General features: G+C 58.6%; 20 protein-coding genes. 10 read left to right on the top strand and 10 right to left on the bottom strand.

Annotation, left to right across the window (positions count from 1 at the left end; all coding sequences use genetic code 11):
- The first annotated feature begins 95 nt into the window (after positions 1–95).
- Complete coding sequence (locus tag VNL17_17020) at positions 96–518, top strand: hypothetical protein (GenBank protein HXI85783.1); 423 nt, start codon at positions 96–98, stop codon at positions 516–518.
- Positions 519–564: 46 nt separating this feature from the next.
- Here VNL17_17020 and VNL17_17015 read toward each other — a convergent pair whose 3' ends face one another.
- Positions 565–1,254, bottom strand: a complete 690-nt coding sequence (locus VNL17_17015) for an HAD family hydrolase (protein HXI85782.1) — start codon at positions 1,252–1,254, stop codon at positions 565–567.
- A gap of 11 nt (positions 1,255–1,265) precedes the next feature.
- Positions 1,266–2,708 (bottom strand): DUF4139 domain-containing protein, encoded by a 1,443-nt coding sequence (locus VNL17_17010; protein ID HXI85781.1) that lies wholly within the window; start codon positions 2,706–2,708, stop codon positions 1,266–1,268.
- 108 nt (positions 2,709–2,816) lie between these two features.
- Between VNL17_17010 and VNL17_17005 the strand changes: the two genes are divergently transcribed.
- Both VNL17_17005 and VNL17_17000 read left to right on the top strand, forming a co-directional pair.
- Positions 2,817–10,241, top strand: coding sequence for an acyl-CoA dehydrogenase family protein (locus VNL17_17005; GenBank protein ID HXI85780.1), 7,425 nt, complete (start codon positions 2,817–2,819; stop codon positions 10,239–10,241).
- A gap of 10 nt (positions 10,242–10,251) precedes the next feature.
- A complete protein-coding gene (locus VNL17_17000) occupies positions 10,252–11,220 on the top strand; it encodes a hypothetical protein (protein HXI85779.1) in 969 nt (322 codons plus the stop codon).
- A 28-nt stretch (positions 11,221–11,248) separates the two neighbouring features.
- On the opposite strand, the gene VNL17_16995 is transcribed toward VNL17_17000, so the two are convergent.
- Genes VNL17_16995 through VNL17_16985 form a run of 3 tightly spaced genes read right to left on the bottom strand, consistent with a single transcriptional unit; the run spans position 11,249 to position 13,772 of the window.
- A complete protein-coding gene (locus VNL17_16995; protein ID HXI85778.1) occupies positions 11,249–11,599 on the bottom strand; it encodes a hypothetical protein in 351 nt (116 codons plus the stop codon).
- A gap of 20 nt (positions 11,600–11,619) precedes the next feature.
- On the bottom strand, positions 11,620–12,306 hold the full coding sequence (locus VNL17_16990; protein HXI85777.1) for a glycerophosphodiester phosphodiesterase: 687 nt from the start codon (positions 12,304–12,306) through the stop codon (positions 11,620–11,622).
- Positions 12,303–13,772: a glycerol-3-phosphate dehydrogenase/oxidase gene (locus VNL17_16985; protein HXI85776.1), complete on the bottom strand. Its 1,470-nt coding sequence runs from the start codon at positions 13,770–13,772 to the stop codon at positions 12,303–12,305. The genes VNL17_16990 and VNL17_16985 overlap by 4 nt, the downstream gene beginning before the upstream one ends.
- 205 nt (positions 13,773–13,977) lie before the next feature.
- On the opposite strand from VNL17_16985, the gene VNL17_16980 reads away from it, so the two are divergent.
- The 3 genes from VNL17_16980 to VNL17_16970 all read left to right on the top strand — a co-directional run bounded on the left by VNL17_16980 (position 13,978) and on the right by VNL17_16970 (position 16,930).
- Positions 13,978–15,465, top strand: coding sequence for a sugar transferase (locus tag VNL17_16980; protein ID HXI85775.1), 1,488 nt, complete (start codon positions 13,978–13,980; stop codon positions 15,463–15,465).
- Between the two features lie 143 nt (positions 15,466–15,608).
- On the top strand, positions 15,609–16,448 hold the full coding sequence (thyA, locus tag VNL17_16975; GenBank protein HXI85774.1) for a thymidylate synthase: 840 nt from the start codon (positions 15,609–15,611) through the stop codon (positions 16,446–16,448).
- Entirely contained in the window at positions 16,445–16,930 is a 486-nt protein-coding gene (locus tag VNL17_16970; protein HXI85773.1) for a dihydrofolate reductase, read from the top strand. Before thyA ends, VNL17_16970 begins: the two co-directional genes overlap by 4 nt.
- Here the strand turns inward: VNL17_16970 and VNL17_16965 are convergent.
- Entirely contained in the window at positions 16,916–17,533 is a 618-nt protein-coding gene (locus VNL17_16965; GenBank protein ID HXI85772.1) for a LysE family transporter, read from the bottom strand. The genes VNL17_16970 and VNL17_16965 overlap by 15 nt on opposite strands.
- Positions 17,534–17,699: 166 nt before the next feature.
- Here VNL17_16965 and argA point away from each other — a divergent pair, with 166 nt between their 5' ends.
- Entirely contained in the window at positions 17,700–19,040 is a 1,341-nt protein-coding gene (gene argA, locus VNL17_16960) for an amino-acid N-acetyltransferase (GenBank protein HXI85771.1), read from the top strand.
- 3 nt (positions 19,041–19,043) lie between these two features.
- Here argA and VNL17_16955 read toward each other — a convergent pair whose 3' ends face one another.
- Complete coding sequence (locus VNL17_16955) at positions 19,044–19,601, bottom strand: hypothetical protein (protein HXI85770.1); 558 nt, start codon at positions 19,599–19,601, stop codon at positions 19,044–19,046.
- Between the two features lie 79 nt (positions 19,602–19,680).
- On the opposite strand from VNL17_16955, the gene VNL17_16950 reads away from it, so the two are divergent.
- Entirely contained in the window at positions 19,681–20,406 is a 726-nt protein-coding gene (locus VNL17_16950) for a DUF72 domain-containing protein (protein HXI85769.1), read from the top strand.
- A gap of 34 nt (positions 20,407–20,440) precedes the next feature.
- On the opposite strand, the gene amrA is transcribed toward VNL17_16950, so the two are convergent.
- From amrA to VNL17_16935, 3 genes are all read right to left on the bottom strand, one after another.
- Positions 20,441–21,016 (bottom strand): AmmeMemoRadiSam system protein A, encoded by a 576-nt coding sequence (amrA, locus tag VNL17_16945; GenBank protein HXI85768.1) that lies wholly within the window; start codon positions 21,014–21,016, stop codon positions 20,441–20,443.
- A 79-nt stretch (positions 21,017–21,095) separates the two neighbouring features.
- Positions 21,096–21,584, bottom strand: a complete 489-nt coding sequence (locus VNL17_16940; protein ID HXI85767.1) for a PaaI family thioesterase — start codon at positions 21,582–21,584, stop codon at positions 21,096–21,098.
- Positions 21,581–22,096, bottom strand: a complete 516-nt coding sequence (locus tag VNL17_16935) for a hypothetical protein (protein ID HXI85766.1) — start codon at positions 22,094–22,096, stop codon at positions 21,581–21,583. The genes VNL17_16940 and VNL17_16935 overlap by 4 nt, the downstream gene beginning before the upstream one ends.
- Positions 22,097–22,609: 513 nt before the next feature.
- Here VNL17_16935 and def point away from each other — a divergent pair.
- Positions 22,610–23,227 (top strand): peptide deformylase, encoded by a 618-nt coding sequence (gene def / locus VNL17_16930; protein HXI85765.1) that lies wholly within the window; start codon positions 22,610–22,612, stop codon positions 23,225–23,227.
- A 42-nt stretch (positions 23,228–23,269) separates the two neighbouring features.
- On the top strand, positions 23,270–24,079 hold the full coding sequence (locus VNL17_16925; protein ID HXI85764.1) for a DUF1189 family protein: 810 nt from the start codon (positions 23,270–23,272) through the stop codon (positions 24,077–24,079).
- The last annotated feature ends 60 nt before the right edge of the window (positions 24,080–24,139 follow it).

Raw genomic sequence — 24,139 nt, 5'->3', positions numbered from 1 at the left:
GGAGCGACAGCCGCTAAGGCTGAAGATGTCGCCACATCCGGCTTGCCAATCCGATTTTGACAGTGCTTTAATCGGCCAACCAGAGAGGAGTCGCTGTGAATATAAAACTTGTCCGCCTCTTCGTCGGCACCGCCGTTGCTTTTCTGTTTCTGTCAGGAGGCCAGAGTTTGCAGGCCCAAACAACAACACCCCCGCCCACGAAGGCCAACAAACCCGCGAATTCACCGGCCGCCGCAGGTCTGTTGACCCAGGCGTATTCCGCGCTCTCCGCGGCTGACCACGACTACCAGGGCAACCGCGTTCGAGCCATGAAACAAATCGAAATCGCTGCGAAGCTGCTCGGCGTCACCTTGGCCGGTGATGGCAAAGTCAAAGAATTGCAGACAACCTCCGACCAACAGCTCCGCACAGCGCAGGGTCTCCTGCAACAGGCTGTCGCCGCGGGACTCAAACCGAAACCACAAGAGCACGTCCAGAAGGCCCTCGCTTTTCTTACCACCGCGCTGAGTATCAAGTAGGTGGAGGAATTTCGACTACGGCGTCAACTCTCGACACGTGGCGGTGTTAACGTTCCATGGCGCCTTTACCAGCGATCGCCGCTTCGTAAACATTCATAAACTCACTCCAATCGCGAACTCGAACGCCAGGACACTCGGTGCCCGGTTCCACCGGATCCTGGGAAATCCAAATGGGCTGAAGACCCGCTTTCGCCGCACCGACAATATCTTCGCCCAACGTGTCTCCAATAAACCACGTTTGCTCCGCCGCAACTCCCAGTCGTGACAGCGCGGCCTCATAGATCGCGGCCGCAGGCTTGCGGAATCCAACATCGGCGCTGGACACCACAAACTGGAAGTACTTCCGCAAACCATACGTCTCAAGGTTGGCTTCAAGGATTCGCCCGCAAAACGGCGCATTACTAATTGCCGCGACTGGAATACGATCACTTTTCAATCGGCGAAGCACGTCCTCGATCCCCGGAACCGGAACCAGCGTTGCGATGGTGCTCCACAGCGTGTCTTCGAGTGTCGCCATGTCATCGTGGAGCGAAAGTCGCTTCGCCAGCCACCTCGGCAGATCAACCTCCCGGTCAACGCCATGGCTCTGTTGAACCTCCGCCCGAAACTCCCGGCAGATTTCAGCGACATCGGCCTCCTGTTCAACGACCGACCGGACCCCCGCCTCCAAATCGTATCGCTGCTCATTGAGCACCGTTCCTCCGACGTCAAATAAGATGGCCTTCGGAGCGCGCACGTCAGGAAGTCCTACCACGTATACCGCACCGTATACGTAATCACCTGCTCCCCGTCCTTGTCCACCTTCACGGGAAAGTGAATCGTGTTGGCGTCGTACTTCGTCCACTTCTGGTTCGACTCGGTGATCTCCCAGTTGTTCCAGCGATAAAGCGTCTCCTTCACGAGCACTTCGACGGGCTCGGTCTTGTGGTTGCGGACGTGGATCTCGAAGCTCTCTGTAATAATATGGCGGCTGACGTCAATCTTGTAGTCCGTCCGCTTCCGTTCGCCGACAATGTCGAACGCGTCGCCGATGTGCAGCTTGACGGTCTCATCTTTCGGCGTGTGGTCGATTTCGTCCTCGCCAATGAACTCCAGCGACCCGTCAGCTTCATCGCGCTTGTAGAGCCGCATCTTGCCCTTCGGCAACGCCATGCCCAGGTTGTTCTCTTTGGAATTCTTTACCTCGACCACTACGTTGACCTTCTTATTGCCTTCTTCGCTGCCGTAGTTGGCGTCGTTGTTCAATCCGCCATAGAACCGGTACTGCGGCGCGCCGTCATAAAGAAATACCTTCTTCACCGGCACGTCCGCCGCCTTGAGCAGCTGGATCTGCTTGGTCTGGTTCTGCGCCACCGTCGCTGGCCGCCCCAACGTGTAAAGGTGATACTCAAAGAACGCCTTCTCCGCGAAACCCGCCTCATTCTCCACAGCCATCTTGCGCATCGCGCCCGCCATGAGCATCGGTTGCGGCTGTTGCGCTCGCCGCACATCTCCCGCGATCAACTTTAATTTCGCATCCTTGTACGTCGCGCCCGACTGATTATGGATTGTCACCCAGCCGCCGAGATCAAGCTTCGTGTCGTTGGGATTCAGGATGGCGTTGTAATCGGCCTGCCAATTGATGCCGGCCGTCTGGTATGCCACTTCGATGAGTTGCTGGCCCACCTTCTCCGTCGCGAGCTTCCACACCAGCGTCGGCTTGGTGATCAATCCTTCCGGCAGCGCGCCGAACTGGATGTCCTTCACGTTGTCGCCGCGCTGGACCATCACAATCTCCGCCTTCTCACCCTCCTGCCGAATCACCAACTGGTTCGCGTCAAAACTCAACAAACTCCCCGAATACCGCGACCCATCTTTGGTGAGCACGGCAATCTGTTTGTCGATGTATTTCCCAAGCAGCTTGTCGGCGGACACCAAATCGAACTCGTAATTCTGCTCCAGCACCGTCGCCTGTGGATCCGTGATCGACTTGAACTGCACACTCGTCCCATCGATCTGTGACGCCACATCATCAAAGCGAATCGTCCCCGTCTTCTCCTTCACATCCACATTGCGCTTCTCACGCACCACGCCAAAATTCTGGTTGTAGATCGTCAGCGCAATGCCTTCCTCTTGTTTTTCGGGGGCGGCAAGCGCGGCGGCGGCAAGGGCAAACGTCAGTGGAATCGTCGTCAGGCTGCGTAGCTTCATACAGTTCCTCCGTGGATGTCCGACACCGCCACACTACAAGAGTTCCGCGCAGTGTGCGATATTTTCAGGAAAACTTTCCAAATGCCTCGGACTGCCTATAATGCGCGCATGGCTTCCTGGAAATACGACGTCATCATCGTGGGAGCAGGACCCGCCGGCATCACGGCGGCCATCGCGTTGGCCAAAGCGCAAATCCCGGTGCTCGTCATTGAGGCGGGTGTGTTCCCGGGAGCGGAGAATTGGTCGGGCGCTGTCTATTTCACGGAAAACCTCACCCAGCCGGATGTCCTCGGCGAACAGGCTGTGCGCGATTCCGCTTACGAACGTCCCGTCACCAAGCGCGGCTTCTACATCTATAACGGCCATTCCCTCGTGGGCCTGAATTATCGCAACCCCGCCACGTTCGCCAACTGCTACACCGTCCTTCGCCCCACCTACGACCATTATCTGGCCGAACTTGCGAAGTCGTTCGGGGCGGAGATCCTGACGGAAACCACGGTCGACGGCCTGCTCCGCGACGACAACGGCCACATCGTCGGCGTTCACACCGACCGTGGTTCGGTCCACGCCGATGTCGTGTTCCTTGCTGAAGGCGACGCATCCCAACTCGTGACGAAGGAGGGTTACGAGCGCAACGTCGAGCCCGGCGCGCCGCATTTTCTGCAAGGCATCAAGGAAGTCATCGAGGTCGACCCCGATTACATCGAGCACACGTTCGAGTTGCCGCAAGGGGAAGGCGCGGCCTTCGAAATCCTCTTGCGCAATGGGTCGATCCACAACCGCACCGCCAACCTCAACATGGGCGGCTTCCTTTACACGAACAAGGCCAGTCTCTCGCTCGGCCTAGTGCTGCCACTCGACAACCTCAGCAAGGAGTTCGGCGGCGACCACAACCGCCTCATGGAATGGTTCAAGGGCCTGCCCGAAGTCCGTCGCTGGACGAACCACAGTCGCTCATCCGCCTACGGCGCAAAGATCATTCGTGGCGGCGGCTTCCGCGAATTACCGCAACTCGTCGACAACGGCCTCGCCATTGGCGGCGCCGCCACCGGCATCGGCCTCGATTTCCCCTACCCCAATTTTACCGGCCCCGCCACCGCGATGGGACGCTTGTTCGCCAACGCCGTCAAGCAAGCCCGCGCCGACAACAAAACTTTTTCGCGTCCCGTCCTCGAAGAACTCTACGAACGTCCGCTCCGCGAAACGCATTACTTCAAAAATGTCGAGTTTCTCGAAAAGTGGCCGCACTACGTCGAGCACACCCGCGTATTTTTCGGTCGCGCCGCCGACCTTGCAACCGGCTCTCTCTACATCGCAAGCAACCCGGCCTTGGGCCCGCACCAAAGGCTTTGGCAACTTGCGAAGTTTACCCGCGAAACTCTCCCGCTGAAAAACTGGGGTGAATTTTTTCGCGACCTCGGGCAACAACGCACCGCACTCGGTCTGACCCAGAAAAGCAAGACCGGCAGCACGCTCTCAACGACTCCGCCGGCACAATCAGGCGAAGTCCTCCTGGAATTCCGCGTGGACGGCGAACCGCAAACCAATTTCATCTGGCCCATTTCCAGTCTGTTCAAAACACTGCCCTCGGCCCTGTCGACGGCCTCCAATCACGTTTACGCCAATGATACAACTCCGGTACCGATCAAACTCAGGAGTGCCATTTCCGCCGTCCGCCGCGGCCTGAAGCTTACCGACCATCTCCTTCCCGTGGTCTTTGGATTCGCACTAATCGTCTTGATGCCCATTCAATGGATCTGCGAGTTGGTCCACTTGCTTATCACGCGTCCGTCACCGGAAAAATTTCTCTCCAGCTTCTTCCAAAAAAATCTGGCCCTCGTTCGACAGCGCCTCAAGCTCGACCCCGATGCTGTCAAAATCGAGCAGCCATGGGAAGAAAAGCTCTCTCTCATCCGCTACTTCTCCGAGGACCACACGCACATCAAGGTGTTCCGTCCCGAGAATTTCGAGAACCGCGCAAAGATCGCTGACTCCCCTCTCTGGCACGTCTGCCCCGCGAAAGTATACGAATGCCACACCGACGACCTCGGCCAGTCGCAACTCGTGGTGAATTTCGAGAATTGCATCAAATGCGAAACCTGCTGGCGTTCAGCCCCCAACGACGTCGATTGGACCCGCCAGCGCCACCAGCGATTAATCTTCAGCGCGCCAACCGAGGCGAACTGCAAACTGTTGGCGCTAATGAAACAAGGGGGTGTTGTAGGCCGCGTGCCCTCACACGGCGACAATGCAACCGCCGCCTCGGGGGACGTGGCCTACAGACTGGCCGCCAAGCTTCACCAGTTCTGCGGCACTGTATATGCCGGCCCGCGCTACATCGATGCCGGCCGCACGCGCTGGCTCCAATCATTATTGACCGAAGCACAGTCCATCGCCGTCACCATCAAAGATCCGCGAATCGACAAGCTAATTGTCCGCATTCTCACCCACGCCAAGCGCCGCAAATTCTTCTGGGCCGAAGCCGACGCGCGACAGTTGCTGGAACAGCTTCCTCCACCTCCCCCGGCGGCGACCGAGACGCCTCAACAAGCGCGCGCCGCGATGGTTTCGCGTCTCGACAAACTGTTTTCAAAACAATCCATCAAAGACCTCGAACGCAACCGGCCGCTATCGCCAGAACAGAAAAACTTCCTCCGCGTCCTCGCCGACACCGCTTCGCCGCCGCGCCCCGTTATCTTGCGCGAACTGTCGCGCCGCGATCCGTCACTGGCCGCGCTTGTCTCCGGCATCTATTCCGCGCAGGTCGCCGCCCGCGCTGAACTCACCGACCAACCGTGGATCGGCCTCACCGCCGCCCGCAGCGCCTGGAAGGAATTCGTACCGGAGCAGCCCCCGACGTTGTCACAGGTCGCCGCCGACGTTTGCGCCATCGCGCTGGGCGCGGGCGAGATGTTGTTGGAACGTTGCCGCCAACACGCCACCAGCCGCGTCCAATTTCCCGGTCTATTCAAGGACGAAGACGGTCGCGACGGCATCGCCAAATTCGGATCCGTGAAGAAACTGTTGAGCGATATGGAAGCACAGGTCTATCTCTTAGGCGCCTTGCTTCCTTACGCCGACAAGGAGCCGTCCCTGGTGAAAATACTCGCCGCGACGGCCTTCGGCCCTGATTCCGGTAGCCTGGCTTATAACGCCGGCCAAATCTTCGGCGGCACCGCTTACAGCGAGGACGACGTGCTCTCGAAATTCTACCGTGACAGTGTGTGCTTCTCCCACATGCTGTTCGATGATATGGAACTGAAACGGCAGCTCGGTCCGGACGCAGAGGTAAAACTCCATCGTCTTGCCCTTGAAGCTGTCAAGCAACGTGCTCTTGATCCAACCGAACTCGAAGCGGAGATTGTCAAATTCTTCGAAGCCCACCAGGCCGTGCCGCAACTCACTTCCGGACCTGCCGCGGAAGTCATTGAGCATGGATATATCGAAGCGCCGCTGGAACGACTACCGTCATTCAATTATCGCGAGGCGCTTAAGACCGACCAGGAATATGATTACGGCGATTTCCTCGTAAAACCGTTCGATCCGAATGGCTGGCGATTCACGCCCGAAATGTTGCACGCCGATACTGAACTCCAAGCCTGTTACGATCAACTCTACAGGTATTTCACCAGAAAGTTTTGGAACGCCCGCTTCGACGGCCTCCCTTACTATCGCCTCGTCGAAAAACTACACATGATTCCGCTCGCCGATGTCCGCGACATGATCGCGCGCGGCTTCATGCGCATGTACATCCCCACGGAATTCGGCGGCCAGGGCCTGCTCAAGGCGCACTACTACATCCTCTGCCCGCTCTCGATGCGTTACGCCGACCCGTCCTACGCGCTGACCATCATGGCTCACTCGAGCATCGGCACAACGCCAATCCTCCTCGGCCTCAACCAGGATTTACCGCGCGCGAAGGAAGATCTGCAGCAGTTCCTCTCCGACCAGTCCCAAGTCGAAAATCTCAAATCCGAAATCGCCCGCATCCTCCGCATGCTCGAATCTCCCGAAGCGCTCAAAGTGAAAAAGGTCTTCACCGCTCTGGGCGAACAAGTGAAGACGAATATCGGCAAGAAGCCGATGCTGCGGGCCATCGCCAGCGAATTCCTTGCCCATTTCATGGATGCGGGTCGCGCCGGCTTGCGCACCGACCTCGTCGCATTCAAGAGCGAGTTACAACTGTCCCTCGCCACGCTGGACACACTCCGCCCCCGCGCTGAAGCCGTCATCGCTGAACTCGATCGCCGCGCCGAAGCTCACAAATTATTTCTACGACTCATCTCGGTGGGCCAGATCAGCGCGTTTGCGTTGACCGAACCAAACGCCGGCAGCGATTCCGGCGGCGTCCAGACTCGCGCGGAATTGAAAAAGGTCGAAGTGTTGACTGACGTCGACGGCGCGAAATACTTCCTGATCGGTAAGGAACGTAAGAACATCATCGATACCGCGACGATCGACCTCACAAAGATCGATTACAGCGAGTACGATTACAAGACCGATGACCCGGCAAAGTTCCGTTACTACCAGCACAATGGAAAGCGCATTCCCATCCACGACATTGCCCAGATTCGTCGCGAAGGTGACAAGGAATTCTACGAGTATTACGAGGTGAACGGCGCCAAGATGTGGATCACGAACGGTCATGTAGCCGGCGTCTTCTGCCTCTATGCCCGCACGAAGGTAGGCCCGACCGGTTTCATGGTGGATCGCTACGCCGAAGGCCTTATCGTCGGCAAGGATGAGGAAAAGATGGGCCAGCGCGGTTCGCCAACAAATGAACTCGGCCTCACCAGCGTTCGCGTCCCCCGCGAAAACGTCATCGGCATCGAGGGCCGCGGACAGGTCAACGCACTCGAGACATTGAACGTTGGTCGCCTCGGCCTTTGCGTCAGCGCCGTGTCGATGATGGCGAAAATCGTCGAGCAGGCGCGCGCCTTCATCAAAGAACACGAATTGGACAAAGAAGAATGGGTGCTGCAAATCCTCGGCGGCATGGCCACCGAGTTGTACGCTACCGAATCACTAGCCTACGAACTCATCGGCCGCGCCGATCACCACGGTACGAAATCCGTCCGTACTGAGTCCGCCATTGGCAAGTACTACGCCAGCGAAGCCCTCCATCGCACCATCCGCGCCGCCGAAAAAATCATGGGCATCGAAGGCTGCACCCAAATGCACGAGGTGGAAAAACACCGCCGCGACGCCCGTGTCCTCAACATCTACGAAGGCACCAACGAAGTGCAGCGCTTCCTTATCCTGCGCGACCTCGTAGACCACGTGTTGCCGCAATGTGAAAAATGGGAAGGCGAGCCGCCGGTCGGGTCCCTCGGGGCCGAGAAGTTCGCGTTGGCGCGTGCGCTCAAGCGCGCGGTTGACACCTTTGGCGCACAGGTGTGGCAGAACGCGAGCTTTCAACCCACGATGTTCAGGTTGGCGGATATCGCCGGGTACATCAAGACGATGGACTCAACCCTGTGGCGCACCGAATGGCTCAAGCAGAACTGCACCGAATCGGACGCGGCTCATCGCACTTTTGCAGAGCGCTCCTCTCAAGCCTATCTGGATTACGCCAAGAAAGAAATAGAGCGTCTCCACGGCGAATTTGATCGTGATTTTGCTCTGCTAAAGCAAGGTCTCTATCCACCGGAAGTTCGTGTGGCCTTCCTCGCGTTGGAAGCTGCCGAGGAGAAAACAGAGACATCACAAGCTGCGCCCATACACCGTGTCACCAGCCCGCTACATATATTGGTCGTCTTGAATATCATTCCCGTTCTTTCTCCATTGCCGCGCATCGTAAATGGCGAACTACTCGAGACACATTTCGATATCGATGCCACAAGCCGCACAGCGCTGGAGCGCGCCGTCGAACTGAAATCTGCTTCCGAAGAAGTTACTCTCACGGCCATCACGGTTGCGCCGGGCTATGCGACGGAGGTATTGCACCGAGCCCTGGCGCTCGGTGCCGATAACGCGGCGTTAATCAAGACAGACGACCTTCCCGACAACCCACACGACGTCGCGCGGTTGGTGGCGGATCTGGCGGGCCAGAAACAACTGCCCTGCGACCTCGTTCTTTGTGGTGACGCCATCCTGGCCGCCGTACTGGCCGGCAACTTGGGCGCGTCCCATTTCTCCGGCGTGAAGGAATTCACTGTCAATGGCGGGCAAACGATCATCCATCTCCTGAAGCCAAACACATCCATTCCCACCGATCGCCCGGTCGTCCTGGCAATGGCGGAAGGTGACGTCGATTTGGATTTCTGTGTCGACAGCTATTTTGAGGCGCTGAACAAACCGCTGGAAGTTATCGACGCCCTGCAACTCGTCACCGCGCCACGCAGCGGCTGTCGTTATCAGTTGCCGGAGAAACCGGCCGTGGAAGAGAAGTTTGAATCGACCCCCGAAGCCATCGCCGCGCTGGTACGCAAGATTGCCGGCATCGAGATCATCGCCCAAGGCGGCGGTGGTTCTTACAACGGCAAAGTGGAATCGGCCACGAAAGAGAAATTACCGGGACGCGAGACTGCCGTATTCCTGGCGACGGCCGACAAACACGAAGGCCTCGAGACTGCCGCTGCGTGCGCGGCAGCCCTGACCCTGCCTTTACACGTTCTCGTGTTGGGACAATTTGACGAACGCACCGTGCGCTCCATCGCAGCCCGCGTAAACGCCCGCTCGATTTATTTCGTAAGCAGCCCGCACTTGGCCGAGGCAATGCCGGCCGCGTTACTTGCCGCGCTCCAGACGATATGGAAGGACTTGTTGCCCGCCATGCTGGCCTCGGGCACATGGGCCAACGAACTGCTCGCGCAATTTGCCCGGACATTCCCACGCGTGCAGGCCTGCTACAACGTCGTCGACGTCGCGCCGCAAAACGGGACGGTTGAACTCGTGATGCCCGCATTCGGCGGCAAGGTACAGCGCGTCGCAACCGTTACCGAGATAGCCGAGCACCCACTGGTAATGACCGTGGCCGCCGGCGCAAGCGGAGATCCAAAAGCCGAAAGCCATAAGCGGGTCTCGCTGGTGCCACTGGAATTCGAGTATGACGCCAAATCGGACGATCTTGCGACGGCCTTGCGCGAGGCACACGAGGAAGCCGGCGTGAAGTCCATCGCCGATGCCGAGTTCATCATCGACGTCGGCTATGCGTTGCGCAACAAGGAGAACTTCGACCTGGTCATCGCCCCACTGAAGAAGCGCCTTGAGGAAATCGGCGTAAAGAATGTGCTCCTCGGCGGAACTCGGAAGGTCGTGGAAGAGTTGAAACTACTCGCGCCCGACCAGCAGATCGGCCAGACCGGCACCGCCGTCAACCCGAAGCTGATCATCTCGATCGGCGTCAGTGGCGCGCCGCAGCACGTGGATTATATCGGCGAGCGCGCCACCATCATCGCCTTCAACAAAGACGCCGACGCGCCGTTGATGACCTTGAACAAACGCCGCGCCCGGCCCAAAGTTGTGCCGATAGTGGGCGATCTATTCGAACTCGTTCCAAAGTTCACAGCCGCATTGAAACCTCAGCCGTGACTACGTGGCCGTGCACTCACAGAATATCAGTGTTACTATCCCCGTAAGCAAGGCCTTCGAACGGGTGAAGGTGATGCTGTTTCAACCTTTCGACCCAAGTAAATGGTTTACCATTGCCTTTTGCGCGTGGCTGGCTGGTTTGGGTAGCCGGGGATTCTCCTTTAACTACGGCGGCTCACAGCACAAAGGAGGAAGCGGCGGGGGAAACGCGCGGGAAGTATTCGAGCAAGCCCAACGATTTGTGATGAACAATCTCTTCTGGATCCTGCCATTGGTCGCAGCGCTGGTATTTCTTAGCCTCGCGGCCGGGGTGGTGCTGTTGTGGCTCCGGAGCCGCGGGCAATTCATGTTTCTTCATTGCGTCGCGCTCAACAAGGCGGAGATCGAAGTGCCCTGGAGCAAGTTCGTCATCGAAGGAAACAGCCTGTTCGTATTCCGCCTTGTCCTTGGGTTGGTATGGATGATCCCCATGGTCCCGTTCGTTATCGTCACGGCCCTGCTGATCATGAGGATGGTCAATCGCGGAGCGCCGGATATCCATGTCATCATACTACTGATCGGGGTCGGTCTGATAATTATTGCATTGGGGACTGTATTCTTCGTAATTGGGAAACTTACGGCCGACTTCGTAGTGCCGATCATGTTCTTGCGACGCTGCAAATGTCTTGATGGCTGGAGGGAATTGGGCCACCTCCTCTCGGCCCATGTCGCCAAGTTCGTCGTGTACCTGCTATTTCAGATCGTGTTGGGATTGGCGGTTGGCGTGATGGTCTTGGCCGCTATCATCGCCACCTGCTGCATCGCCGGCTGCCTGATGCTCATGCCCTATTTGGGCACCGTAATACTGCTGCCCATTCTGATATTCAAGAGGTCATACTCCCTCCACTATCTCGCTCAGTATGGACCGGAGTACGACGTATTTCCGCCACCAATCATAACAACAATTCCGGGCGCGCTGCCGCCGGCGACCGCCGCCTAACCAGTGTGGTCCTGACTCTTGGAGTGAACTATTTCTCCGCGCTGGACTCGAGCAATTGCCAGAACTTGGGATTATCCTGGAGAAGCTGGTCTTCCGAAATCGGCAACTTGCTGCGGAAAAAGAAATCTTTGAGTGAATTCTTACTGAGGATGCAACGAACATCGATGATCTCGGCATTCCGTTCAAAGTAGATGCGGTAATCCTTCACACGGTAACGGTAAATCTTCTTCCCGCCGCGCGTGAGCTGGCCGAATTTCTCATCTTCCTTCTCGAAATCGTGGGGGAAAAGCTGGAAGCCATCGATGATCTCCAACTGCAGCTTGCGCGGGAGCGCGGCCAGTTCCTTGGCGCTGACGGGGTTGAAAATGATCTGCAGCATGGGCTGAGAATAGCCGAAGCCTAGGGCCGCGCAAGACAAGATTTGGCGCGGTCGGGGTGGTTGGTGATAATGCCGTCCACACCCCAACTTGCGAGCCTCTTCATCTCGACCTCGCGGTTGACCGTCCACACGAAAACCTTCCAGCCGCGCCGGTGAATCCGTCGCACGACGCGCGGCGACATGACGAGTCGGCGACTGATGCCGAGCCCTTCAATGTTCACCGCGGCTTTCAACCTCCTCATCGCCCACAACGGATTGCGCGCAATGAGGCCAAAGCGCGGAACACCGGGAGCGACCGCGGCAAATTGCTTCATCCGTGCCACCGAAAGCGCAAAGACGATAACGTCCTGTTCCATACGCAGCTTCGCAATCACTTCGGCGACTTTGCGCGGGTCTGCCCGCTTGACTTCAATGAGCACCCGCGCCCTTCCCCGACATGCGCTGAGAACTTCTCGAAGGGTCGGGACTTGCGGGTTGAGCCCCTGGATCTCAGCCAGCGTTTTGTGGCGCACGCGACCGCGCACGCCGCAGATTCGATTGAGCCGGTAGTCATGGAACACGATCAATTCACCGTCACGCGTCTCTTGTACGTCGATTTCCAAGAAATCGACGCCCAGTGCGAGCGCTGCCCGCACGGAAGCCAGTGTGTTCTCCGGATACCGACCGCTGAAGCCGCGATGGGCGATAATCAGAGGGCGCCTGGTCATGGGAGATTTCGATTCCATTCTTCGGCGTAGCGCTCGAATTGCGCGCGTTCTTCGTCCGGACTCCAACCTAGCAACGGCGCCATCACGCGCGCCACTCGCAGGGCAACCTCCGGCCCACCCGCACGGCTCAACGCAAGCGGGGTGCGTCGCCGCATGACGTCGCCAAGCGTAACGGCCATCTCCTCTTCGCAAGCATACGCGATGTCACTAACGCAGACGGTCGGCGAATCAGAGATCCTCTCGCCGGTGGGCGCGGGACGGTGGTTCGGCAATGGAACCTCCGCGGTACGGCACGGCGGGGCCGTCACCTTCAGGATTTTGAGGGCCGCATCGACGGCCTGCTGGGCGATGGCGCGGTAGGTCGTGTACTTCCCGCCGACGATGCTCAGCAGGTTGCGCCCATGACGGGCTACCCGATGCTCGCGCGAGCGTGCCGATGGTGAAGCGATATCCGAGGCCAGTAGCGAGCGTACGCCGGTGAATGTTGTAGCGACTTCCGCCTCGGACAAGGATGCGTCTGGAAACAGTGCCCGAACTTCGGCCAGCAAATACTCAACATCGGCCCTCTCGGCGCGAGCGCCGTCCGGATCACCGCGAAACTCCGTGTCCGTAGTCCCCACCAGCGAGTAGTCGCCCCAGGGAATCACAAAGAGTACGCGCCCATCGCTGCGGGCTTGAAATGCAACCGCGTGACCCTGTGTTAATCGCGGCAGCACCAAGTGGACTCCCTTCGTCGGGCTGAGACGCGTGGAGTCGCCGTCAAAAGGTGTGAGCGCACGCACCTGGTCCACCCACGGTCCCGCCGCGTTGATAAACACCCGGGCGGTCACCTCGGAGGTACACAAACCAACTTCGTCACGCACCCGGGCCGCAACGATGCGGTCTTCGCGGGTTACAAAGTCCGTGAGCGTGCAGTAGTTGAGACAGACCGCGCCGAGTTCCGCGGCGTGAAGAATGTGGTCGACACAGAAGCGCGCGTCGTCTTCCTGGCAATCGTAAAACATAACTGCGCCTCGTAGGCCCTGCCGGGAAAGCGCCGGCTCTTTTTCCAAGGCGCGCTCTGCCGAGAGCATGCGGTGCGGTGCGATGTTGCGGTACAGGGCGAGCCAATCGTACAACGTCATGCCGAGGCGCAGTTTGGCCAACGAAAGGGAGCCACCCTCGTAAATCGGGAAGAGGAACGGGAGCGGTCGCACGTGGTGAGGGGCAATCCGTTGCAGGATCCGTCGCTCGCGGCAGGCCTCGAAGACCAACTTCAAATTGCGTTGCTGCAGGTAGCGAAATCCACCATGAATCAGCTTGGAGGAACGGCTGGAAGTGCCGCTGGCAAAGTCCGATTTCTCGACCAAACCCACGTGGAGTCCGCGCAGTGCCGCATCCCGGGCGACACCCGCCCCAAAAATGCCGCCTCCGATGACCAAGATGTCAAAGTACTGGTCCGACAGCGCCGAAATGTCGCGATTCATTCCAAGTGCTTGAAATATAGCATGTAAGAGTGGTTCTGTCTTCCCAAAAGCGCCTTGCTTTTCCCCGAAAATCGCGTATCCTACTGCTTGCCGTGCTGGGTGAGTTCATCAAGGAAGTTCTCGTCATCGAAGCAGTGCGCCGAATAGATAAACAATGATCGTTTCCCGCTCCAGTCGTCTGCCACGGAAGAAGATTCTCCTCGCCATGGGAGATGCGATTTGCACTGCCTTGGCAATGGTCGCGGCGGTCATGTTGCGGCTGGGCTGGACCAGCGGCCTCGACTACCTGCATGCGCGCCAGTCGGCGATTCTGATTTCCTGGGCGGTGTTCATCCTGGCGTTCTACATCGGCGGTCTTTACGAGTCCGAGAGACTCCAAAGCCTGGGTAAGACCGTGGCCGCGGCGGTGATTTCCGTTTCCCTGGGCGCGCTGCTGATTACGGGTGTTTTCTTTGCGGTGTTATCGATCGAGATCGGGCGCGGCATCTTCCTTGGCTTTGCCGCATTCATCTTCGTGGCCGTCGTGTGCATGCGGCTCATATATGTCGCCGCGAGTCGCCACGGGTTCATGTCGCAACGATGCCTGATCATCGGCACGACAAGTGAAGCGCGCAAGGCCATCGAGTTGATCCGCCAGAATGCGCATGCAAATCTTCGTATCCTTGGCCTCATCCACTGCGGCAATGAGCGCGACCGCGTCGGCAGATTCTTTGACGATTATCCCGTGCTCGGAACGCTCGACACGCTGGAGAGGTTCGTTGAGCTGTACGACATTGAACGCTTGGTCCTTGCCGCGGGCCAGGAGGCGGAACCGGTCCTCCTCCGGCAATTGCGCTCATTTCGCTATCGTGGGATTGAATTGGTCGATTTTGTCGCGCTCAGTGAGGAACTCGCGCAGGAGATTCCCCTCGACCATATCGATGACGAATGGTTGTTCATGGCATCGATGAACAATTCGCGCTTCCATATCCGCCGACTCAAGCGATTGACGGACATTTTCGTTTCGTCCGTCGGCTTGCTGGTCTCGGCGTTGCCAGCCGCCGTGGCGGCAATCCTGGTGAAGTTGGACTCGCCGGGTCCGATCTTTTACCGGCAGGAACGCCTCGGGCGCGAAAGCATTCCGTTTACCCTGTACAAGTTTCGGACGATGCGCGTGGATGCGGAGAGCGTTACTGGCCCGGTATGGGCGATTGAAGATGACCCACGCATCACGCGCGTGGGCAAGTGGCTGCGGAAATTCCGCATCGACGAGATTCCGCAGCTCTTCAACGTTCTCTCCGGCAACATGAGCCTGGTCGGCCCACGACCCGAGCGTGCTGTGTTCATCCACAAACTTTCGGAAAAAATCCCGTTTTATGCCGAACGCCTGCTCGTGCCGCCGGGCGTCACAGGCTGGGCGCAGGTCATGTACCCCTACGCCGCCAGTATCGAGGAGTCACGACGGAAACTTCAATTCGACCTCTATTACATCAAACACATGTCGTTCTTCCTCGACATGTATGTCCTCTTGAAAACCTCCAAGACAATCCTTTTCGGGCATGAGCGCGCGCACCAGCCGAAACCTGCCCTCACGACCAAGCCGCGCCGCACCGACGTCAAGACTGAGACCCTGTTTTTCGACCCCGCGACTGGTACCCCGCCATCCGAAGGCAGCGAGCCCGAACATCGTCGGCGAACCCAGCACCCTATCTGACGTCCCGTTGAGAATACGTTTCCGGCGTTGTCGGGCATAATCGTCTGGATTTTCTGCGCACGCTCGTTAAAATCTGTTGCGGCGAAGGAGGTGTCTTTCGGGCAACGCGACCAGCCGCACCGCTCCGCACACCGTTTACCGACATGAAAGAGTATTTGGATTTGGTGAGGCTCGTTCTCGATCACGGCAAACTCAAAAAGAGCCGCACGGGGATCGACACGATTTCGTGGTTCGGCGCCCACTACACGGTCGATCTCTCCCAGGGATTTCCCCTGCTGACCACCAAGGAAGTCAACTGGACGGCCGTGCTACGCGAGCTTCTCTGGTATCTCTCCGGCGAAGACCACATCCGCAACCTCCGCCAGCACACGAAGATTTGGGATGCCTGGGCCGATGCCGATGGTAATCTTGAAACCGCTTACGGCCGTTACTGGCGGCGGTTCCCCCACCCTTACCGGGACGCCAGTGGTACGTGGCAGGTGCGCGAAGTGGATCAAATTCAATTCGTCATCGACACCCTGCGCAAAGAACCATACAGCCGCCGCATGGTCGTCACCGCCTGGGAACCGGGTAACGCGGAGACCAGCAAGCTTCCACCCTGCCATTACAGCTTTGTGTTCAACGTGCAGGGGAATCGACTCAACTGTCACCTCACGCAACGTTCGGGTGACATCGCGCTCGGCATCCCCTTCAACCTGGCTTGTTATGCCGCGCTCACGCAAATGATTGCCCAGGAAGTCGGGCTGGATGTCGGATTCTTCAGCCATACCATCGTCGATGCCCATATCTACACCGCCGCACCGGACAGTGGCCTGACCGAATACGACCACGTACCCGGGCTTCGCGAGCAGCTCAAGCGCGAGCCGTATGCCCTACCCCGTCTGGTGATCGCCAAAAAACCGTTCGATCAAGTGAAGTTCGAAGATTTTCAGTTGGTCGATTATCACCCCCAGCCGAAAATAAAATTCAAAGTGGCTGTATGAAAGTCTCCCTGATTGTCGCCATGAGCGAAGATGGTACGATAGGCGACAAAGGCAAAATCCCCTGGCATATCCGTGAGGATCTGCAGCGCTTCAAACGACTCACCATGGGCCACCCCATCATCATGGGGCGAAAGACGTATGAGTCCATCGGCAAGCCACTGCCCGGTCGCGCCAACATCGTCCTTACCCAAAACCCAAACTTTACCGCGCCGCCTGAAGTGCTCACATTTGCCGGTCTCGACGCCGCTCTCGACCATTGCCGCGGCCAAAACCAGGATTCTGTGTTCATCATTGGTGGAAGCAAGATCTATCAACTGGCACTGCGGCTGGCCGACAACCTGTTCGTCACCGAAGTACACCAACGCATCGATGGGGACACGAAGTTCCCGGATTACGATCGCCGCGAATGGATGGAGACCGCTCGGGAGGATGGGCCGGCATGTTCGTTCGTCGAATATGCGCGACAATCACCTGAAAAATAATGTCGCGAGTGCGTAAAGGCCGAACGCAAAGAGGACGCTACCAGACAGCCGGTTCGCGGTCTGCATCCAAGTGGAGCTGACTCGCGACCGAAACAATGCCACGCCGCTACTGAGCAACAGCCACCAGAGAGCCGATCCAAGGAACACGCCCGCGACCAGTAAGCTCCCAGCCAAATAACCCGGGGTCCCCGCCAACCCAAAACCGGCAAACACCGCGACGAAAGACAGAATGGTTGTCGGATTCGTGAGGGTTAGGAGCAGCGTCGAGAAGTACGCCGAGAGCAACCCGTCGCCGCGAACTCCCGCCGCTTGCTCGGCCGGTCTGCTGATGAAAGTTCGAATGCCGAGGTAACACAGAAACAAACCACCAAGAAAGGCAAGCCACCCTCTCTGGCCAACGAGAAAGCCCGACACCACCGTGAGGCCAAAAGCCGCCACGCAACCGTAAGCAGCGTCGGCAGTCGCCGCGCCCAACCCCGTGGCCAACCCAATCTGCCGCCCCCCCGCCAGAGAGCGACGGATGCAGAGCACACCAATCGGCCCCACGGGTGCCGCGATGGCGAACCCGATGGCCATACCTTTCAGCATGAAGTTGAGCATTATGTTAACTCCCGATCCATGCGATACCGTCAACCATAATCACAGAGATAAATGTCAGACGATCAATTACCTCATCCTTTCAGATCGACGCACAACCAGCCGCCTTGTAACGAAACTCAAATCCTCTGTTGAAAAAACAGCCAGTGGTGCGTATAAGTTCCACAGGCACATGAAACCAACTGATCTCCGTGGCATCTTGCACTACGTCCCGCAATTCCGGGACCGGGTGTTTCTCATCGCCGTCGATGGTTCGGTGGTGGCCGATGAGAATTTCGGCAACCTGCTGCTCGACATCGCGGTGCTGCGCAGCCTGAACATCCACATCGTACTGGTTCATGGCGCGGGCCACCAGATCAAGTTGTTGTCAGAACGCCTTCACGAGCCCATCTCCAACCACGATGGCACGGGCGTAACCGATGCCGCGACGCTCAGTATCGCCATCACGGCGGCCACGAACGTCACCCACGAGATTCTCGAGGGACTGAAACTGAACGATATTCGCGCCGCACAGACCAACGCGATCGAATCCATCCCGCTGGGGATCATCAAGGGCATCGACCATCAGCACACCGGCAAGGTGCACCAGATCGATGTCGAGTTGCTGCGCACCCTCCTCGACAAGGGCATCGTGCCCGTCATTCCACCGCTCGGATTCGACGGCAACGGGCACACCTACCGGTTAAATTCCGACGCCGTCGCCGTTGAGGTGGCGCGCGAGCTGGGCGCGGTGAAATTGATGTTCATTGGCAGCACGAACGGCTTGGAGATCGACGGCAAGTTGGTTTCGCAAATGTCCGTCAAGGAACTCGAAGCGTCCCTGAAAAATTCCGCTGACAAATTTGTGCCCGAGATGATTTCGAAGGCGCAACATGCGCTGCGCGCCAGCCAGGGCGGCGTTCCGCGCGTCCACATTATCAACGGCCAGGTCGATGAAGGGCTGTTGGCCGAGGTCTTCTCCAACGAAGGCATCGGTACGTTGATTTACGCGGACGAATACCAGGCGGTTCGCAAAGCGATGCGCAAGGACATTCGTCACATCATGGCGTTGATCAAACCGTCCATCCAGGGCGAGCAACTCGTCAAACGCACCCGCAGCAGCATCGACAAGCACATCAGCGAATACTACGTCTTCGAGATCGACAATAATATCGTCGGCCTCATTGCGCTTCACACCCAACCCGATCCAAAACAGGCCGAGTTGGCGAGCCTGGCCGTCAACCCCGCGCACGAGCATCGCGGCATTGGCACAAAGCTGGCGTTGTTCGCCGAGAATCTGGCGCGCGAACAGGGTGTTGAGCGGATCTTTTGTCTATCAACCCAGGCTTTTACTTTCTTCCAGCACAAACTCGGCTACACCGAGGGCACGCCCGAGGATTTGCCGCCCGCCCGCCGGACGCAATATGACCAGAGCGGCCGCAATTCGAAGGTGTTGATCAAGAGTTTGGCACCGGCGTCCGCTTCACCCGGCCTGCCGCCGCGCGAGCCGGCGCTCACGCCCACCGCGGGTTGAGCGTCACTCGCCGAACGAGACACGCGTCCGACTACCCTTGTCCACGCTCGACCCGATAACGACCGGCTTGGAGGCATCGACCTCGTCCACGTGCGACGCGTTGGAGATTTTTTCGACCAGATTGTTCCACTCGCTGAGAGTTTGCTGCTGCGAAGTCTCCAGGCGCGCGAGCATGACGAGGTCCCGGTTAACTTCATTCAGGCGGGCGGCAATACGGCCCGTGACCTCGCCGCGTTGCGCCTGGATTTCCTTGAGCTGGCCGGCCAGGACGGCAAGCCGCTTTTGAGCGGGAACATCCGTTGCGCCCAATCGGGCCTCCTCCGCGGATTTGGCTTCTTCTTTGGACGGCGCAGCCCGTACAGCCGACGCGGGCGGCTCGGTGCGTGCGGCCGATCGCGGAGGTACGATGACATTCGTGCGGCACTGCGGGCAATCAACGATCATTCCCTCCGCACTCACGTCCACCACGAGACTCTTCCCGCAAGAGGGACAATCAAAAAGTATGTCCTGGTTTGTCACCACAATCTCGTCCGACTTGGCCTTCGTTGGTTGCTTGCTCATGCGGCACCTGTCTCACCCCAAGGATGCCGCCAGCACTCGAGCTTTGCAAGTCCGAACATTCCTGCTAGCATCCGCCGCCGTGCCAACCAAGCGTCCACAGGTGAGGGTCGGTTGCTGTGGCTTTGCGACGGCGCACGAGAAGTATTTCCAGACTTTCTCATGCGTGGAAATCGACTCCAGCTTTTATCAACTGCCCAGGGTCGAAACTGCCGCCCGCTGGCGCGCTGCGGCGCCGCCCGACTTTGAGTTCGCCATCAAGGCCTGGCAGGTCATCACTCACCGCGCGACCAGCCCAACCTACCAGCGCACGCGTATCGGTGCCGGCGATCGCGAACACTGCGGTCACTTCGGTTTCAACCCCACAATTCGCTGGGCGTGGGATGAAACTTTCAAGGTGGCCAGGGCGCTCGGTGCGCGCCTGGTGCTCTTCCAGTGCTCCCAAAGTTTCCGTCCGACGAAGGAAAATATCGCCAACCTGCGCCGTTTCTTCGAGCACGCCAAGCGCGGCAAATTCCACATGGGCTGGGAACCGCGCGGCGAGTGGGATGTGGAACTCATCGCTTCCTTGTGCAAGGAACTTGATCTGATCCCCGTGCTCGATCCCTTCAAGACCGAACCGATTCCCGTCGGCAAGGTTCGCTACTTTCGCCTTCACGGAGTGACGGGTCCGCGCCACCGCTATACCAGCGAAGAGTTCGCCCGGTTGCGGACGATCTGCGCGGGTCGACAACCCACCTACTGCCTGTTCAACAATCTGGCCATGACCGACGACGGCCAGCGTTTCCAGAAGCTGCTGGGCTCCTGATTTACTCACAGCTCCGTGGAAATTCTGTCCCATCCTAAAAGTTTTCTTCGCTTTTTTCAGAGAAATCAAACGCGGTGAACACCTGCAACCGCGCCGCCGGATCGCGCCATGCGTCCGCCGGCAGGCCCGCCTTCTGGCAAACCATCTCCAGGGTCTTCGTTGCGTCCCAATCCTGTTCTTGGGCAACTTTCGGGAGCAACAACGCTTGTCGCCAGCCTTTCTGCACGATGATTCCATGCCGCCGGACATCGAACCCCGCGGGCTCTGGCAATTCTTCCGGCGGGTTCAAGATCGAAATCTCGATCGCAATTTCATCAAGCTCTTGCGGTGCGACGGGTGGGAATCGGGAGTCTTCCAACGCGGACGCAACCGCCGCGTCCACGGCGTTCGTCCAGAGCGGTCGCTCGAAATCCATCTTCCCGATACAGCCGCGCAACTCACCGTGCTTTTTTAGCGTCACGAACACGCCGCGCGGCACCCGCAGTCCTTCGGTCACTTCCGTCTCGGGAATTTTCCCTTGCCGCTCACCGCGTACCGCAGCCCCAATCGTCAAGCGCACCCACCGCAACAGTTTCTCCTGTTCGTCACGACTGATCGGTGGCTCGTCCATGGTGCACCTCAACGCCTCCCGCCCGTCACTCATACACTACGACCGGGCCCCCATCCGGTCAAACACAGCGCCTTGGGCATCACATCAGCCCCTCAAATAGTTTCTGCCCCTCCGCAGTCGCCGGGTCCGGCAGAAAATCCAGCGCGGCATCTTTCATCGCGGCCGCGTTCATCGGGACTTGTTTGCACATGGCGCGCGCATAAACCTTGCCGTGCTCGTCGCGCAACTCCGCCTCCGATTCCCAGAGGCGGCCGCGATTCGCTTTTAGCCGGGCGACACAGACAAGTTTCTGCCCCACGGTGACTTTCTCGATAAAGCGGACATTGAGTTCCGCGGCGAGGCAGAATTGTTTCTGGGTCGAAGCGGCTGCCCAAAACATCGCTTCGTCCAGCACGGTCGAAAGGATCCCACCGTGGACGATCCCGCGGAACCCCGCGTGCTGAACTTGCGCCGTGAAGTCGGCGTGTACTTCGTCCCCTTCGCGGCGGAAGCGGAGGTGGAGACCATGCGGATTGTGTGCGCCGCAAACGAAACAGTCGCGCGTGTAAGGAAGTGGCTGCTTGCTCATTTCATGAAAACCCTCAAGAGACGGCCGATCAGATAAATGAAAAACCACGCGGGCAACGCGAAGATCAGGATCGATTCCAGCGACGGCCAGTTCCACGTCACCAACCCGACCTGCATCGGGTACAAGGTGATCAAAAAATAGCCCGAGAACCGCGTGTGCCCCAGGACCTGGCACAGCGTGCGGTCCTTCTTGCGCAGCCCCAGCACGATAGTGAAGATGCCAAGCCCGAACGCGCACGCCGCGACGATCCACGCGATTGCCGTGCGGTCCTTGATGTTCCCCAAGTAAGAGAAAAAACCGAGATTGGACAGGTGCATCGCCCAGTTCACGCCCGCCCAGAGCATGACGAACCCATTGCCCACCGCATGCCCAAATGACACCTTGCTCCGGTACAGTTCGCCCAACAGCAACGAAACGTACAACGGCACAAGCCCCAGCCACACCGCCCCGAAATCCCGAAACGGCGCAACCAGCAACGCCACCACCCTGACCAGATGTCCCTCCAACGGCACGAAGCACCTCCTTGCCCCGCTTTCTAGCACAGGTGGGAAATAAGGAGCAAGCTGCGCCTCCGCTTGAACGTGGTTGGACGTCACCGTCGCGCCCCCCCAGAAAGGCTTCGTTCCCCCGAAACGAACCCACTTTTCGATGAAAACACCCTCAAAACACCCCCAAAATGGGTTTGTTTTCCCAAAACGAACCCATTTGCAAACACCTCTGCAAACATCACAAGTATCTGCAAATAAATCTGATACGTGGAAAACTTTTCAAAAATGAAATGGGTTCGTTTCGCAGAAACGTATGTAGGCCCTCGCGTGTCGCGCCGACTCGTCCGGCATGGCGCCAAGCGCGACGATCGAAGCCTTGGTGAAGGCGGATTCAACTCATAATTCACGCGCCGACTATAGCCACCGCCTTGCACCGTGTCCAGTAAAAACTATCGATTTACGATATATATTCTCGCGGTTGTTTGACCGCGGGACTTCCACTTTGACGCGTTCCCCCGCTGCGGGTATACTCAGCGCATGGTTCTGGAAGTCATCAAATACGGTCATCCTGTGCTGCGCGAGAAAGGCAGGCGCATCGAACGCGTCACGCCAGAAATCCGTGAACTCGCCGCCAACATGCTTGAAACCATGCGCGCTGAAGACGGGGTTGGCCTGGCCGCGCAGCAGGTCGGCCACGCGCTGATGCTTACCGTCATCGATGTCTCCAGTTCCGAGCGGCCCTCGCAATTGATTCTCGGCGGCGAATCCCTCGACATTGCCACGTCCATGCCGCTCGTCCTTCTCAATCCCAAACTAAGCAAGCCCGAAGGCGAGCAGATCGCTTCAGAAGGTTGCCTAAGCATCCCGGAGATAAACGCCGAGATCCGTCGCGCTGAGAAAATAACGGTCCGCGCCACGGGCCTCGACGGCAAGGAACTGGTTTTCGAATGCACGGGGCTGCTCGCGCGCGCCGCGCAACACGAGGTCGATCACCTCAATGGCATCCTCTTCGTCGACCGCATGGACACCGCGACGCGCGTCAGCCTGGCGGGCAAATTAAAGAAAATGCAGAAGGAAACGCTGGCCGAGCTTGCCAAAACCGCGAAACCGCGGCGCACGCTGGCCCCGACCAAATCGGGGCTGGTGCGCTTGTGAGCCGTCCGAGGCCGTCATTCTGAGCGAGATCCAGCCGCACCTATGAACTTCCTCCGTTCTGTCATCGCCTTGTGCAGCGGTTTCGCGACCTATCGCGTGTATCGCGACCTGCCCCTCTCGACCTCGGTAAAGCATTTGCTCAAGCTGATGGTCCCGCTGGCGGTCGTGCTGGTCATCTGTGGCATCCCAACCGCCTTGCAGGGAATCGACGAATTCGCGCGCCGCTTTGACGACCGCCGTCCCGAATTCTCCATTCACGACGGGAAGATCGCGACCCAGGCGCCACAGCCGTATTCGTGGGGCGACAACGACGTGCGCTTCGTCCTCGATACCTCGAACGCAGTAGCCACCCCGGACTCCAACGCCGTGTTCGGTGTGCTCTTCACCGCCGACAGCTTTCTCTACTGGGTGACTTTGACCAACGCCCCAACTCCCGTTATTAGCACCCGATTGCAAAGCCTCCGCGGATTTCCCGACGGCGCGGTCAACGGCGAGTACTTCCGCCATCTCACCCGGGCATTGCTCTGGCTGGCCGTGCCGCTGGGATGGCTGCTGGTCGTGCTGCTGGGGATGTTGAGTTGTCTGCTGCAGGCGTACCTGTTCTCAATGGTGGCCTCATTCATGGAACGCTCGATGCCGTCGCCGCTGGCATTGTCGCAATTGCTGAACATCGCCATCCATGCCTGCACGCCCGCCGCCATCGTCGTCACCGCGTACACCGCCATGCGGCTCCACAACCTCAACCTCTGGCTGGTCTACCTGATTGTCTACGGAATCTTCCTGATCGGCGCGACCAACGCCTGCCGTGATCCTGTGGAAAGAAGCAAACAGCCCGACATCGATCCGTTCTAGAGGGTTGTATCTGGGTCCGCTGTAGCCGCGCTTGCCAAGCGCGGAATCCGTCCGTCATAT

The organism is Verrucomicrobiia bacterium, from assembly GCA_035577545.1.
In the GTDB taxonomy this organism is placed as follows: domain Bacteria; phylum Verrucomicrobiota; class Verrucomicrobiia; order Palsa-1439; family Palsa-1439; genus Palsa-1439.
Note: the sequence above shows the minus strand (reverse complement) of the source record. Positions and strands in the feature narration are given on the sequence as shown.

Excerpts from the sequence above, each read along its gene's own strand:
- VNL17_16980 (HXI85775.1), top strand. The coding sequence starts at position 13,978 with ATGGGAGATGCGATTTGCACTGCCTTGGCAATGGTCGCGGCGGTCATG.
- argA (HXI85771.1), top strand. The coding sequence starts at position 17,700 with ATGAAACCAACTGATCTCCGTGGCATCTTGCACTACGTCCCGCAATTC.
- VNL17_16925 (HXI85764.1), top strand. The coding sequence starts at position 23,270 with ATGAACTTCCTCCGTTCTGTCATCGCCTTGTGCAGCGGTTTCGCGACC.
- amrA (HXI85768.1), bottom strand. The coding sequence starts at position 21,016 with ATGGACGAGCCACCGATCAGTCGTGACGAACAGGAGAAACTGTTGCGG.
- VNL17_16955 (HXI85770.1), bottom strand. The coding sequence starts at position 19,601 with ATGAGCAAGCAACCAACGAAGGCCAAGTCGGACGAGATTGTGGTGACA.
- VNL17_16990 (HXI85777.1), bottom strand. The coding sequence starts at position 12,306 with ATGACCAGGCGCCCTCTGATTATCGCCCATCGCGGCTTCAGCGGTCGG.
- thyA (HXI85774.1), top strand. The coding sequence starts at position 15,609 with ATGAAAGAGTATTTGGATTTGGTGAGGCTCGTTCTCGATCACGGCAAA.
- VNL17_17005 (HXI85780.1), top strand. The coding sequence starts at position 2,817 with ATGGCTTCCTGGAAATACGACGTCATCATCGTGGGAGCAGGACCCGCC.
- VNL17_16970 (HXI85773.1), top strand. The coding sequence starts at position 16,445 with ATGAAAGTCTCCCTGATTGTCGCCATGAGCGAAGATGGTACGATAGGC.
- VNL17_16995 (HXI85778.1), bottom strand. The coding sequence starts at position 11,599 with ATGCTGCAGATCATTTTCAACCCCGTCAGCGCCAAGGAACTGGCCGCG.
- VNL17_16985 (HXI85776.1), bottom strand. The coding sequence starts at position 13,772 with ATGAATCGCGACATTTCGGCGCTGTCGGACCAGTACTTTGACATCTTG.
- VNL17_17010 (HXI85781.1), bottom strand. The coding sequence starts at position 2,708 with ATGAAGCTACGCAGCCTGACGACGATTCCACTGACGTTTGCCCTTGCC.
- VNL17_16940 (HXI85767.1), bottom strand. The coding sequence starts at position 21,584 with ATGAGCAAGCAGCCACTTCCTTACACGCGCGACTGTTTCGTTTGCGGC.
- def (HXI85765.1), top strand. The coding sequence starts at position 22,610 with ATGGTTCTGGAAGTCATCAAATACGGTCATCCTGTGCTGCGCGAGAAA.